A 13,754-nucleotide genomic window follows, 5' to 3' on the forward strand; every position below is an offset into this window, starting at 1 on the left:
CCGCTTGAAGACTTACGAAATTGAACCAGGCAATGACTCAGCTGCGACTGAAGGTTCATTTTTCAAAGCCTTTTCCAGGAACACATCTTGATCACGGACAACCACCTCGAACCGCGACGGGTTGTAGGAGCTATCACGTACCTTAAGAATGGAAAGCGTCCTGCGAAGTTCAGCGTGATTCTCAAAGAAACGCATGAGTATCAGGTTGTCGACAATACTGGACAGGTCAGAGTTCGGTGCGCTGACCTCGGAGCCGAACAAATCGCGCATTTCCCAGGAGGCGAACACCGTCACGCCTCTGGAACGCAGTTCGTTCATCAATGCACTGAAAAAGTCGGTGATGCGTTCCGGGGTGGTTGACACCCGTGTCATGCCGCTCAGGCTATCGATGAACAGGCGCTTGATGCCTTTCTCATCGACCAGGCTCAGCAGGCGTGCGCCGAGGCCGTCGAGCAAACCCTCGGTGGTGGGCTGCCAGGCAATGCTCAATGCGCCGCTGTGTTCCATGTGTTCAATATCGATGCCCAGCGAACGGCCTTTCAGGCGCAGGCGCTGCGGGCTTTCATAGAAACCGAAATGCAGGCCAGGCGCTTCGGCCGTAGATTGCGCCAGAAACTTCAGGCCCAGCGTGGTTTTGCCGATGCCGGAAGGCCCCATGACCAGCGTGACGCTGGAGCTGTGCAAGCCGCCACCGAAGATCTCGTCGAGCGACGCAATGCCGCTTGGAATGCGCGTCATGTCCGCGCTGTCAGGGGCGGAAGGGCGCTTGTAGAGACTTTCGAGGCGCGGGTAGACGACCAGGCCGTTATCGGTGATTTCGCATTCGTGAAGACCGGTCAACGCGCCGCTGCCGCGAGTCTTGCGCAAATGAATGCGGCGTACCGAACGGGTACCGAAAAGCTCTTCGCCCATTTCGATGACGCCGTCGACCATCGTGTGTTCCGGGCTGCCGTCATCCAGGCGTGAGCTGGTGAGAAACAGCACGGTGCAACCGGCGAAGGCTGCGTGGCCTTGCAGCTCGGAGATGAATTTTTCGTGTCGATCGGCGAGTCGGCTTTGGAGCGTGCATTGAGCAGGCCGTCGACGACCATGACGGTCGCCTTCTGCCGAGTGATTTCGCGTCGCAGCAGCTTCACGACTTCATCGAGGCCTTCGTTTTCCAGCGTATCGAATGCGCTGACAAATTGAATTTCGGCTCCCACTCGCGATGAATCAAAAAACTCATCGTCGACAGGAACTGGAACAGCCGGTCGTGCGACTCGGCCAGCAACGTGGCGACCAGTACACGACCGCCGTTACGGGCATGGTGAAAACCGAGCTGGTTGGCAAGGATGGTTTTGCCGGAACCCGGGCGGCCTTGAATGATGTACGAAGCGCCGGCGACAAAGCCCCCTGAAGCAGCGCGTCGAGCCCTTCGATCCCGCTTTGAAGGCGTTTTAGCTTTTCCACAATGCGACCCTGATCTGAAAAACAGGCTTGTTCAGCCCAATGGGTGAAATGCTAACGCCATTTCCGGTTAAGGGCCATAAAGGCTGGGGAAAAGTAGCGTTTTTGCAATGTGAACCTGGCACGTGACTGCTCGGGATCAGGGAGTAGGGACAAGCGCCGCACAGGAAGATTCGATTTTTCGAAACCCGGAAGCCGACATACATATGCGCTGCTGCGGACCATGAGGGTAACGCTTGCCACTTTGCTTTCATGAAATCGTCACAAAACTGCTGCAGAGTTCGGGAGCCCGTAATCACTAGGTGTCATTTAATGAAAAGTTTGATGAAGTCTGCTGCGCTCGCCATTGCGGTATCTCTTTGTGCCACCTCGGCCTCCTTTGCAGCAGAAAATGTTCGCCTGACGGGGTCCGGAGCAAGTTTCCCGGCGCCGATCTACCTGACCTGGTTCAAGGATTTCAGCAAGAAGTCCGATGGCGTCACTGTCGATTACCAATCCAAGGGCAGTGGCGCGGGCGTACAGGACTTCTTGAACAAAACCGTGGATTTCGCTGCCAGTGACTCGGCAATGAAAGACGAAGATATCGCCAAGGTCGCCGAAGGCGTGCAGTTGCTGCCAATGACCGCCGGGGAAATCGTGCTGGCCTATAACCTGCCGGGCAATCCCAAGGGTCTGAAGCTGCCACGCGACGTCTATTCCAACATTTTCCTGGGCAAGATCACGCGCTGGAACGATCCGCAGATCGTCGCAGCCAACCCGGACCTGAAACTCTCCGATACCCCGATCACCGTTGTCGTGCGTGCAGATTCCAGCGGTACGACCGCGGTATTCACCAAGCACCTGGCAACCGTCAACGCCGAGTTCAAGCAGGCGTTGGGTGAGGGCAACACCGTCAACTGGCCGGCCAGTGACAAGTTCATCAAATCGCCGAAAAACGATGGCGTGACGGCGACCGTGCGCCAGACCCCAGGTGCGATTGGTTACATCGAATATGGCTTCGCCAAGCTGGCCAAGGTCGACTTTGCGCAGTTGCAGAACAAGGCTGGCAATTACGTCGTGCCAAACGCCGAAAGCGGTGCCGAGGCCCTGGCGGCGGTGAAGATGCCGGAAAACCTGGTGGCCTGGCTGCCTGATCCGGACGGTGCCAAGTCCTATCCGATCACCTCTTATACCTGGATGATTTTCCGCAAGGACAATGGCAACCCGGCCAAGGCCAAAGCCATGCGTGAAATGGTCGAATACAGCCTGACCGAGGGGCAGAAGATTGCCGATTCGATGGGTTACATCCCGTTGCCGCAATCGGTCGTCGAACAGGTTCGTAAAGCGTCCGCCAACATTCAGTAACGCCATGAGGTCTCTCTCGGCGTGTGCGTCTGCGCCACGCCGGGAGAGTTTTCCCCTGTTCCGGACTTAGCCCATGAACAAACCTTTTGTCGTACCGGTTAATCCCGACTCTGCCTGCCAGCCACCCTCGACGAAGGATTTCCTGGTTGATCGCACCTTCCGCGCGCTCGCACGCATCGGTGTGGTACTGATTCTGGCGCTGGTATTTGCACTGGTTTTCGAAGTCGGACGCAAGGCACTTCCCGGTATGGAGAAGCACGGCTTCGATGTGCTTCTGGGCAGCGTGTGGGACGTCAACCAAGGCAAATACGGCATCCTGCCGGCCATCTGGGGCACGCTCTACAGCGCCTTCATCGCTTTGCTGATCGCCGGTGTCTTTGGCGTGAGCATGGCGATATTCCTGACCCAGGATTTCCTGCCGACCAAGCTCGCTGCGCTGTTTCGTACCATCGTCGAACTGCTCGCAGCCATTCCCAGCGTGGTCTATGGCCTGTGGGGGATCTATGTGGTGATCCCGGCAATTCGGCCGCTGACCACCTGGTTGAACAGCGAATTGGGCTGGATACCTTTTTCGGCACGTCCCTGAGCGGTCCGGGCCTGCTGCCCGCAGCGCTGGTACTGGCGATCATGATTCTGCCGACCATTGCCGCCGTGTCGCAGGACGCGCTGACGGCTGTGCCGATGAAAACCAAACAGGCCGCATACGGCATGGGCACTACGCATTGGGAAGCGATTCTCAAAGTAATGGTGCCTTCGGCCGCCACCGGCATCTTCGGCTCGCTGGTGCTGGGCCTCGGACGCGCGCTGGGTGAAACCATGGCGCTGGCCATGCTGGTCGGCAATGCCAACAACATTTCCCTCTCGCTGTTTGCACCGGCCAACACGCTTGCCGCTCTGCTGGCGCTGAACTTCCCCGAAGCCGGGCCGAACGAGATCGAGGTGTTGATGTATGCCGCGCTCGTGCTGATGTTGATTACGCTGATCGTGAACATTTTCGGCTCGATGATCATGATGTACGCCCAACGGGGTAACAAGTGATGACTGATCTGACCGCAGCAACAGACCTGACGGCGCCAACCGGTGCGATGCCCAGCTTGCAACGCAGGTTCGAGGGCCGCGCGCTGCGCAGCCTGATCCTGACCACCCTGGTCTGGGCAGGTGCTTTGCTGGCCAGCGTGCCGCTGATTTCCGTGCTCTACATGCTGATCACTCGTGGTGGCGCACGTCTGAACCTTGAAGTCTTTACCGAACTGCCGCCGACCGGCTTCGAGATGGGCGGCGGTTTCGGCAATGCGATGGCAGGTACTTTCGTAATGGTCGGTATCGCGGCAGCGATCGCGGTGCCGGTCGGGATCATGGCGGCCATCTTCCTGGCTGAACTGGGGCCGGACAGCAAGCTAGGGAACGCCGCGCGTTTTGCCGCCAAAATGCTTACGGGCCTGCCGTCGATCCTGGCGGGGGTGTTTGCCTACGCTTTGGTAGTAATGACGACTGGCACGTATTCGGCACCGGCAGGTGGCGTGGCGCTCGCCGTCCTGATGCTGCCTATCGTGGTGCTGACCGCCGAAGAGTCGATGCGGATGGTGCCCAAGATCATGAAAGATGCTGCTTATGGCATGGGCTGCACCCGCTCGCAGGTCATCTGGAAAATCATCTTGCCGACCGGCATGCCGGCGATCCTGACTGGCGTGATGCTCGCCGTGGCGCGTGCCGCCGGCGAGACGGCACCGTTGTTGTTTACCGCGCTGTTCAGCAACTACTGGATCTACCACCAGGGCAATCTCGATGTCATGAATCCGACTGCCTCACTGGCGGTGCTGATCTACAACTTCTCCGGCATGCCTTTCGATAACCAGCTCGAGCTCGCATGGGCGGCCTCGTTGGTGCTGGTGATGATCGTGCTGTTCGTGAACATCATCAGCCGGATTTTCGGCAAGCCCAAGTATTAAGAACGGGAGCATCTGATTTTGAACGTATCCACTGCGCAAATTGCCGCTCCGTTTGTCACCCAGGCGCCTGTAGTCATGGACTGCAAACTGGACAAGATTTTCTACGGCAACTTCATGGCAGTACGTGACAGCCACGTGCCGATCGAGAAAAACAAGATCACCGGATTCATCGGTCCCTCAGGCTGCGGCAAAAGCACCGTGCTGCGCAGTCTCAACCGGATGAACGATCTGGTGAAGGGCTTTCGCTTCGAGGGCCATGTGCATTTCCTCGGCCAGGACGTCTACGGCAAGGGCGTCGATCCGGTGGTCGTACGCCGCTACATCGGCATGGTGTTTCAACAGCCTAACCCGTTCTCGATGAGCATCTTCGACAACGTGGCTTTTGGTCTTCGCCTCAATCGCTACAAGGGCGATATCGGTGACCGCGTCAAGCATGCGCTGCAAGGCGCCGCGCTGTGGGACGAAGTCAAGGACAAGCTCAAGGTCAGCGGCCTGTCGCTCTCCGGTGGCCAGCAACAACGCCTGTGTATCGCCCGGGCGATCGCCACTGAGCCGGAAGTCCTGCTGCTGGATGAGCCTTGTTCGGCACTGGACCCGATCGCCACTAGGCGCGTCGAAGAATTGATGGTCGAGTTGAAGAAGGACTACACCATCGCACTGGTGACCCACAACATGCAGCAAGCCATCCGTGTTGCTGACACCACGGCGTTTTTCTCAGTGGATATTTCCCAGGGCACACGCACCGGTTATCTAGTCGAGATGGGCCCGACGGCGCAGATCTTCGACAACCCGCGTGAACAGATGACCGGCGATTACATCAGCGGCAAGTTCAGCTAATTCACAGCACCGGTCACGGCCGCCTATCTGCACAAGCCAAATGGATTTGGCGGGCACCGGTGGACATTTACCAAGCGTTTCCAAGGAGCTCCAATGCCTGCCAAGCATCGTCTTGATTTGCCTGCGATTGAACGTGCACTGCGGGAAGTGCAGAGCCGTTTCGCCGAGCTCAGCCGGCACTTCACCGAACCTAGGGACCCGTTCACTGACGAAGTTCTGCACAATATGCTTGAAGGCTATGCGTTGGTTGACGAGTATGTTGCCCGCGGCGTCGACCTGTTCGATCTGCAGCAACTGAACCTGATGCTGGAGATCAATGCCACAGTGCTTTGTGGCCGGGATCCGGCGCGCCGGCTGGAATACGCTCAGCATCTGGCAGCCACCGAGGCGCATTTCTTCAACAACGTCGAGGGCGGCATCAAGGACTTGTACAACTGGTATTGCGCGTATCGCAGTGAGTCAGTCTGGAAGCGTGCAGCGGGCGTCTATGTGCGCATTCTGAGCAAGCCGCAGCTGTTTATCGAAGGCAATAACCGCAGTGGCTCGCTGATTGTCAGCTACTTGCTCATGCGGGCAGGGCTGCCTCCATTCGTGTTGACGCTTGAAAACGCCGAGGGCTATTTCAACCCGTCCTCGGTCATCCGCAACTCCGCCAAGCATGGCGTCAAGGCGTTGTACGAATTGCCCAAGATCAAGAAAAATATGCAGCATTCTTAGAAGAACAGGCGCCCGATCCAATGAAGTTCTTTCTCAAGGGCAAGCCTTTGCCTGTCTCTCAGGGTGGCCAGCGATGAGCTGGGCTCCAGCATTTGCCAGATTGAAAACCTTCGGCAGCCGGGCAGGGCAGGCTATCCGCTGCGCTTTGCCGCAGTTGTTCGAACGTCAACGCATACGGATTTCGTTCGATATCGATGACACGCTCGCTTGCCAGCTCCACCACTGCGCAGTCGAGAACAGTCGACTACCGGCCTGTATTCATCGCTGGTTGGGTGAGCCGTTGCGGATGGGCACACGATCGCTGATCCGAGAGCTGCGTCGCCAGGATTGCAGTGTCTGGGTCTACACCTCATCCGGGCGCACGCCGTCCTATATCAGGCGCTGGTTGGCGCTGTACGGGATCCGCGTCGACGGTGTGGTCAACAGCGTGCTGCACAACCGTGCGCTGACGGCGCACGGGATGTCGAATGCGCCTTCCAAGTATCCGCCAGCGTTCGATATCGACTTGCATGTCGATGATTCGGAGGGCGTGCAGATTGAAGGCAAGGATCATGGCTTCCGGGTGGTCGTGGTGCATCCCGAGGATGATCGCTGGGCGCAGAAAGTGCTGGATTCGGTGGCCAGGGTCCAGGCGCAGCTCGCCTGGCAGCAAATGTTCAGACCTCAGGCGCCGGTGCAACAGCGTGCGGAGGCTGTCTTTGAGCCGCTTGGCTGAGTGAATACGCATTGGCTATCTGGACAGCAGCGCCTCAGGTGTACGAGGCACTGCTGAGAAATGACTCAATAGATGCGCAAACGCTGCTGTGTAAACATGTCTCGCAGAAACGACAAAGCCCTGAATAATCAGGGCTTTGTCGTACATAAGATGGCGGAGGCGATGGGATTCGAACTCATGGACCTGTTACAGTCGACGGTTTTCAAGACCGTTGCCTTAAACCACTCGGCCACACCTCCGTTTGCGTTGCGGGCGCCATAATACCTGAATGAAACACACTGTCAAACTCTCTGCATGGCTTGTTACAGAGCGTCTGTTATGATCTTTGCGACTGAACGTTTCAAACCAACAGGAGTGTCGCCATGCGCGAACAGGATTACGCAGTTAATAACAGCGTGCAGGCTGAGCAGCTAGAGGTTAGCCGCGTCCTGCGCAACACTTATGGTCTCTTGGCCCTGACCCTCGCATTCAGCGGTGTGATGGCCTTCGTAGCCCAGCAGATGCGTGTCGGCTACCCGAACATTTTCGTGGTGCTGATCGGCTTCTACGGGCTGTTCTTCCTCACCAACAAACTCCGTGATTCCGCGTGGGGCCTGGTTTCCGCCTTCGCGTTGACCGGTTTCATGGGTTTCCTGCTCGGCCCGATCCTCAACCGTTACCTGGGCATGCAGGGCGGGGCTGAAGTGGTCAGCTCGGCATTCGCCATGACCGCGCTGGTGTTCGGTGGTCTGTCGGCCTACGTGCTGATCACCCGCAAGGACATGAGCTTCCTCGGTGGCTTCATCACTGCCGGTTTCTTTGTCCTGCTGGGCGCAACGCTGGCGAGCTTCTTCTTCCAGATCAGCGGCCTGCAACTGGCGATCAGCGCCGGCTTCGTGCTGTTCTCGTCGGTGTGCATTCTGTTCCAGACCAGCGCGATCATCCACGGCGGCGAGCGCAACTACATCATGGCGACCATCAGCCTGTATGTATCGATCTACAACCTGTTCGTCAGCCTGCTGCAACTGTTCGGCATCATGAGCCGCGACGACTGATCAAGGCAGCTGCAATAAAAAACCCGCTTCGGCGGGTTTTTTATCGTCTGCAGAAAAGTGGCTGTTCAGTTGATGACGATGCTGCCATCCACTTGCTGACGGTAGATTGTGTAGGGCAGGAGCAAGGTGTCGAGCGCGCCGGACACCACGGCGTCCACCAGCACCCCAGGGATCGCCGCGTTGCAGTGATCGTCGGGATCGACGCCTGAGGCCAGCGGTGCGTTCAGCGTGCAGAAGTCATAGGCGAGGCCGCTGTAGATTCTCGGCACCGCGCCGCAATAACTTTTCTGCTGCTTGAGTCCGTCCACGGCAGCCTGATCACCGCGCGCTACCGTTTGAATCGTGCCACAACCGCCGAGCAGCAGGGCCGCCAGCAGCATTGCCTGAATTTTCACACCGCCATTCCTTAGCCGCAAAAACCACAATCTACGCCGATCAATGACAAAAGGCACCTACGCCATCGGTGGCAGTCGCCGTTTCACCGGGGTCTTCTTGACGATCGCCGTGTTGGTTTCAGCCAGCGTATTCAGGCGATCGAGCAGGGTGTCGAGTTGCTCCATCGAGCGCACATGCAGACGAGCGATAAAGCAGTCCTCCCCGGTGACCTTGTCGCACTCGGTGAACTCAGGGATCGACATGATCTGCCGTTCCACCTCCTGCAACTGCCCTGGCAGCGGCCGCACCCGGACGATCGCCTGCAACTGATAGCCGAAGCATTTCGGATCGATTTCTACCGTGTAGCCCTTGAGTACGCCGCGTTCTTCCAGGCGCCGCAGTCGCTCGGCCACGCTGGGCGACGATAAACTGCTGATCTGCGCCAGCGCTTTCAGTGAGCGCCGCGAATCTTCCATCAGCGCGCCGATGAGGATCTGGTCGATATCGTCAGTCATGTACGAAGTCCCGATTAGGCCATGAGTGGAAAACACCCACGATAAAAAAGGCAAAAACCGAGTTTAGCCTGCTTTATGCGCTGGAGCTGCACTGCGTCCGCTGGGCATACTTTTGCCATGCTTTAGCCACAGCCTCAGGAGAGAAATAATGGACAACGCAATCCGCCGCGGCTCGCTGGAAATGACCGCCGCCATGCTGATATCTGGAACGATTGGCTGGTTCGTGCTGGTGTCCGGGCAGCCGGTGCTGGACGTGGTGTTCTGGCGTTGCGTATTCGGCGCCGGCACCTTGTTGTTGATCTGCGCCGGGTTTGGCTTCCTGCGCCCGGGGATTCTGACTCGCACTACGTTGCTTCTTGCCGTGGTCAGTGGTGCGGCGATTGTCGGTAATTGGGTGCTGCTGTTTGCGTCCTATTCCCGCGCCTCGATAGCCATTGGTACGGCGGTCTATAACGTGCAGCCGTTCATGCTGGTCGGCCTGGCGGCGTTGTTCCTTGGCGAAAAGATCACCGTGCAAAAGCTGTTCTGGCTGGCGATTTCGTTCATGGGCATGCTGGCGATTGTCAGCGCCCATGGCACGCAAGGTGAGGAGGGTAACGATTACTTGATGGGGATTGCCCTGGCGCTGGGGGCAGCGTTTCTGTACGCGATTGCCGCATTGATCATCAAGCGCCTGACCGGCACCCCGCCGCACCTGATCGCGTTGATTCAAGTGTGCACCGGAATTCTGTTACTCGCGCCGTTTGCGCATTTCGACGCGTTGCCGCAAGGCGCCGATGCCTGGGCCAGTCTGGTGACGCTGGGCATGGTTCACACGGGGCTGATGTACGTTTTGCTGTACGGCGCGATTCAAAAACTGCCGACCGCGCTGACCGGCGCGCTGTCGTTCATCTATCCGATTGCGGCGATATTCGTTGACTGGTTCGCCTTCGGTCATCGCCTCGAATTGCTGCAGTGGATCGGCGTGGCGGCGATCCTGCTGGCCGCCGCCGGCATGCAACAAGGTTGGGGCTGGAAAACCCGGCGGCTGGCGGCGCAGTAACGCTCAGATGTTCCAGCGCGGCGCAGTGGTTGCCAGACGCTGGCGCATCTCGCTGATATTGGCCGCCAGTTGTCGGGTCAGCATCCGGTAGCCATCAAGCGTATTGGCGACCGGCGCATCAAGGTCCGCTGCTGGCAGCTCCATCGGCCGATCCAGCCGCTGCGAAGCGCCGGTTTTCAACGCGCGGGCCATGCCGATCAGCTGCACGCGAATCTGCCGGTGCTCAGCCTTCAGCGCCGTTTGCAGATGTGGCGAGGCCTGTGGATCGCTGAGGTTGGGGCGGATATTGCCGAGAATTTCCAGCGTGCTGATGCACATGCGCAGGTTGCGCTGAATCGCGTCGAGTTCGGTCATGGAGATTTTCACTTCCTTGGACACCGAGGGCATCAGCGAGCGCAACTGCACCATCACCGCACCCACCTTGCTCATCAGCCGCACGTGTTCGTCGGCGCTGACTGCTTCACCGTTGATGATGCGCCCGTACACCGTGGCGCAATCGCGCAAGGCGTCGGCAAGGTTGTAGCGCCACGAGTACACCGCGTACAGCGGCAAAGCAAAGGAGAAAGCCAGGGCGAGGGCGATGCCGATCAGGATGTCGACGCCGCGCCATAGACCATCGGTGATCGGATTGTCGCCATGCCCAGCGACGATGAACACAGTGATCGCCGAGAGCAGGGCGGTGTAGCCGCCCTTGCCAATCGCGTGATACGAGAAAAAGCCGCACACCACGGCCATGGAAAAATAGGTCAGCCACGGCAGGCCAAGCCACGCATGTTGCGCCACCAGCGCCAACCCGACCCCCGCACCGATCAACGTGCCGATCGCGCGCTCGGCGGCTTTTTGCCGATATTGCCGTGGTGCTGCAACCCACCGATCACCACCAGCATCGTCACCGACGCCCACTCACCGTGGGGCAGGTTGATGCCAGTGGTCAGCAGAATCGTCGCCAGCAACCCCAATGCCACCCGCACGGAATGGATCAGGCGGGCGTGACGATAGCGCCGGTACGGGTCCAGTAACGGACGCAGGATACGGCGCAACAGCGGTGGCCATCGGTGGGTGCTGAACGTACTCAGTGCAAGGTCCTCGTCAGAAAATGTAATCAGTGGTCAGGAAACTCGAATCACGTCCGCGAATGATTTCGCTGATCAGATCCTTGTTGCTTTCCTGGAACCTGGTCGCGACCAGCGTGCGGATCGAAAACACCCGCAATGCATCGTGTACCGACAGCGTACCTTCGGCGGAGTTCTTGCGACCGTTGAACGGATACGTGTCCGGGCCGCGCTGGCACTGGGCGTTGAGGTTGATCCGCCCGACCTGATTGGCAAAGGTGTCGACCAGCCGCCCGACCGCGACGGGGTTGGTGCCGAAAATGCTCAGCTGCTGGCCGAAGTCGGATTCCAGCACGTAATCGATGACGGTATCGAGGTGGCGGTAAGGCACGATCGGCACCACCGGGCCGAATTGTTCCTCCTGATAGACGCGCATCTGCGGGTTAACCGGGTACAGCACTGCGGGTAGAAGAACGAGGCGTGAGACTCACCGCCATTGGGGTTGACCACTTGCGCGCCTTTGCTTTGCGCGTCAGCGACCAGGCCGTGCAGATAATCGACCTTGCCCGACTCCGGCAGCGGCGTCAGCGCCACGCCGCTGTCCCACGGCATGCCCGGTTTGAGCGTGGCCAGTCTGGCGTTGAATTTCTCGATGAAGCTCTCGACCACGTCTTCATGCACGAAGAGAATTTTCAGCGCGGTGCAACGCTGGCCGTTGAACGACAGTGAGCCGGTGACCGCTTCGCTGACGGCGTTGTCGAGATCGACTTCGGGTAGAACGATGCCGGGGTTCTTTGCATCCAGACCGAGAGCGGCGCGCAAGCGGTGTGGTTTCGGGTGCAGTTTCTTCAGGTCGCTGGCGGCCTTGTTGGTGCCGATGAAGGCGAAGATGTCGATCTTGCCGCTGGCCATCAGTGCGCTGACGGTCTCGCGGCCGCTGCCGTAGATGACGTTGATCACGCCGGTCGGGAAGCTGTCGCGGAAGGCCTCGAGCAACGGCCGGATCAGTAGTACACCGAGCTTGGCCGGTTTGAATACCACGGTGTTGCCCATGATCAGCGCCGGAATCAGCGTGGTGAAGGTTTCGTTCAGCGGATAGTTGTAAGGGCCCATGCACAGTGCGACGCCAAGCGGTACGCGGCGGATCTGGCCGAGGGTGTCCTGTTCCAGCTCGAAACGGCTGGAGCGGCGGTCGAGTTCTTTCAGGGCGTTGATGGTGTCGACGATGTAATCGCAGGTGCGATCGAACTCTTTTTCCGAGTCCTTGAGGTTCTTGCCGATCTCCCACATCAGCAGCTTGACCACAGCTTCGCGCTGCTCACGCATGCGGGCGAGAAATGCTTCGACATGCTGGATGCGCTCGGCCACGCGCATGGTCGGCCACAGTCCCTGGCCCCGGTCATAAGCGCGGACGGCAGCGTCGAGGGCGGTGAGCGCGGTTTCGGCATCCAGCAGCGGCGTGCTGCCGAGGATCACCTGTTCTTCGCCGTTTTCGCCTTGCAGATAAACCGGGCTGCGCACCTGCGCGAGCGGGCCGTCCCAGCGGCGCAACTGGCCGTCGACCAGATATTCGCGTTGCTCGACCTGACCATCGAGACGGTATTTTTCCGGGGTGTCGCTGACAGAAGGAAACAGATTGCCAAGGATGTTTGCTGTGGTCATGTCACTACCCTGTGTTGATGTCGGCGTGCCGATTGAAAGTCTTGTGAAGGTTATACGCCTGAACGGGCCGGGATTTAACCCTGTGAATGTCATGCGAATGTCACGCAACGGTGCAGGGCAGAAGGGCGGGTGCGTCGCCAAATCTTCATGCCACCCCGAATCCCTGTGGGAGCTGGCTTGCCAGCGAAGGGGTCGGCACATCCACCCGCTTGATTGACTGACCCACCGCCATCGCTGGCAAGCCAGCTCCCACAGGGTCTGAGTGATTTCGCGGGCCATGTGCAGTTTCGTAATGAAGCTTTTATGACAAAAGTTCGGTAGCCCTTTGCCAGTCCGGTCATGCCTGTGTAACGCGCTTGAGGGGCCTTTCGGGGCGCACTTTGCAAGCCGAGGCGGGACGCCGGGAGTGAGGCAATGGGGACTATGGAACGCTATTCGAAAGTGGGCATGCAGGAGCTCGATCAACGCTTGTCGAAGATCGTCGAAGCCGCGCGCAAGAAGCCGGTTTCGGTGTATCGCTACGGCGCGCCGTGGGTCTGGATCGTCTCGCAGGAAGACTGGCAGGGCGCTTTGAAAGAGGTCTCCAGCTACATTCCGCCGGGCCATTCGCTGGTGCTGCTGCGCCCGCAGATCGACGATCTGCTCGACGCCCACCAGAACCTGCTGCGCGACCTCAATGCCGCACCCGGCATGCTCATTCCCGCGCAGACGGTGATGCACATCCTGCTCCTGCAATTGCTCTATTCGGTGCCCAGCGAGCAGCAGCTCTATGAACAACTGAACTACAACCTGCTGTTCCGCTGGTTCGTTGGCCTCGGCCTGAACCAGAAAGTCTGGAGTTTCAGCGCCCTCAGTCGCGACATCGCCACGCTGCTCAACGAGCCGCGCGCGGTGCTGCTGATTCAGAAAATCATCGGCGAAGTGTTCTGCGGCGCCTTGCTGCAAATGCCCGAGTTCTCGCTGAACTTCGCGCTGTTGCACACCTGGCTGGGCAAGCACGCCTGCGCCACAACGATCAGCAATTGACGCATCACACCGGGCGCCAATGCCCACAGGTCATCGCGAA

General features: G+C 58.9%; 9 protein-coding genes, 1 tRNA gene and 5 pseudogenes. 9 read left to right on the forward strand and 6 right to left on the reverse strand.

What is annotated here, in order from left to right:
* Positions 1-12: 12 nt before the first annotated feature.
* A pseudogene (locus LJU32_17650) lies at positions 13-1,449 on the reverse strand (serine/threonine protein kinase).
* A 309-nt stretch (positions 1,450-1,758) separates the two neighbouring features.
* Here LJU32_17650 and pstS point away from each other — a divergent pair.
* The 6 genes and pseudogenes from pstS (at position 1,759) to LJU32_17680 (ending at position 7,008) form a co-directional block, all read left to right on the forward strand.
* Positions 1,759-2,790: a phosphate ABC transporter substrate-binding protein PstS gene (gene pstS, locus LJU32_17655; GenBank protein WKV87520.1), complete on the forward strand. Its 1,032-nt coding sequence runs from the start codon at positions 1,759-1,761 to the stop codon at positions 2,788-2,790.
* 73 nt (positions 2,791-2,863) lie between these two features.
* Positions 2,864-3,828, forward strand: a pseudogene (pstC, locus tag LJU32_17660) (phosphate ABC transporter permease subunit PstC).
* The gene (gene pstA, locus LJU32_17665; GenBank protein ID WKV87521.1) at positions 3,828-4,739 is read left to right on the forward strand and encodes a phosphate ABC transporter permease PstA; all 912 of its coding nucleotides are present in this window, start codon (positions 3,828-3,830) and stop codon (positions 4,737-4,739) included. Before pstC ends, pstA begins: the two are co-directional and overlap by 1 nt.
* Before the next feature lie 75 nt (positions 4,740-4,814).
* Complete coding sequence (gene pstB, locus LJU32_17670; GenBank protein WKV91140.1) at positions 4,815-5,576, forward strand: phosphate ABC transporter ATP-binding protein PstB; 762 nt, start codon at positions 4,815-4,817, stop codon at positions 5,574-5,576.
* A 93-nt stretch (positions 5,577-5,669) separates the two neighbouring features.
* A pseudogene (locus LJU32_17675) lies at positions 5,670-6,370 on the forward strand (hypothetical protein).
* Entirely contained in the window at positions 6,367-7,008 is a 642-nt protein-coding gene (locus LJU32_17680) for a hypothetical protein (protein ID WKV87522.1), read from the forward strand. Before LJU32_17675 ends, LJU32_17680 begins: the two are co-directional and overlap by 4 nt.
* A 151-nt stretch (positions 7,009-7,159) precedes the next feature.
* Here the strand turns inward: LJU32_17680 and LJU32_17685 are convergent.
* Positions 7,160-7,247, reverse strand: a tRNA-Ser gene (locus LJU32_17685).
* A 123-nt stretch (positions 7,248-7,370) separates the two neighbouring features.
* Between LJU32_17685 and LJU32_17690 the strand changes: the two genes are divergently transcribed.
* Complete coding sequence (locus LJU32_17690) at positions 7,371-8,042, forward strand: Bax inhibitor-1/YccA family protein (protein ID WKV87523.1); 672 nt, start codon at positions 7,371-7,373, stop codon at positions 8,040-8,042.
* 65 nt (positions 8,043-8,107) lie between these two features.
* On the opposite strand, the gene LJU32_17695 is transcribed toward LJU32_17690, so the two are convergent.
* Together LJU32_17695 and LJU32_17700 are read right to left on the reverse strand one after the other, a co-directional pair.
* Complete coding sequence (locus tag LJU32_17695; GenBank protein ID WKV87524.1) at positions 8,108-8,437, reverse strand: YceK/YidQ family lipoprotein; 330 nt, start codon at positions 8,435-8,437, stop codon at positions 8,108-8,110.
* A 57-nt stretch (positions 8,438-8,494) separates the two neighbouring features.
* Positions 8,495-8,932: an Lrp/AsnC family transcriptional regulator gene (locus tag LJU32_17700; protein ID WKV87525.1), complete on the reverse strand. Its 438-nt coding sequence runs from the start codon at positions 8,930-8,932 to the stop codon at positions 8,495-8,497.
* Positions 8,933-9,080: 148 nt separating this feature from the next.
* Here LJU32_17700 and LJU32_17705 point away from each other — a divergent pair, with 148 nt between their 5' ends.
* The gene (locus LJU32_17705; protein WKV87526.1) at positions 9,081-9,974 is read left to right on the forward strand and encodes a DMT family transporter; all 894 of its coding nucleotides are present in this window, start codon (positions 9,081-9,083) and stop codon (positions 9,972-9,974) included.
* 3 nt (positions 9,975-9,977) lie between these two features.
* Here the strand turns inward: LJU32_17705 and LJU32_17710 are convergent.
* Together LJU32_17710 and LJU32_17715 are read right to left on the reverse strand one after the other, a co-directional pair.
* Positions 9,978-11,017 (reverse strand): annotated as a pseudogene (locus tag LJU32_17710) (FUSC family protein).
* 46 nt (positions 11,018-11,063) lie between these two features.
* A pseudogene (locus LJU32_17715) lies at positions 11,064-12,688 on the reverse strand (NADP-dependent glyceraldehyde-3-phosphate dehydrogenase).
* 414 nt (positions 12,689-13,102) lie between these two features.
* Here LJU32_17715 and LJU32_17720 point away from each other — a divergent pair.
* Positions 13,103-13,714, forward strand: coding sequence for a transposase (locus tag LJU32_17720; protein ID WKV87527.1), 612 nt, complete (start codon positions 13,103-13,105; stop codon positions 13,712-13,714).
* Positions 13,715-13,754: the final 40 nt, after the last annotated feature.

Source organism: Pseudomonas sp. B21_DOA (assembly GCA_030544685.1).
GTDB classification, from domain to species: domain Bacteria; phylum Pseudomonadota; class Gammaproteobacteria; order Pseudomonadales; family Pseudomonadaceae; genus Aquipseudomonas; species Aquipseudomonas fluorescens_AO.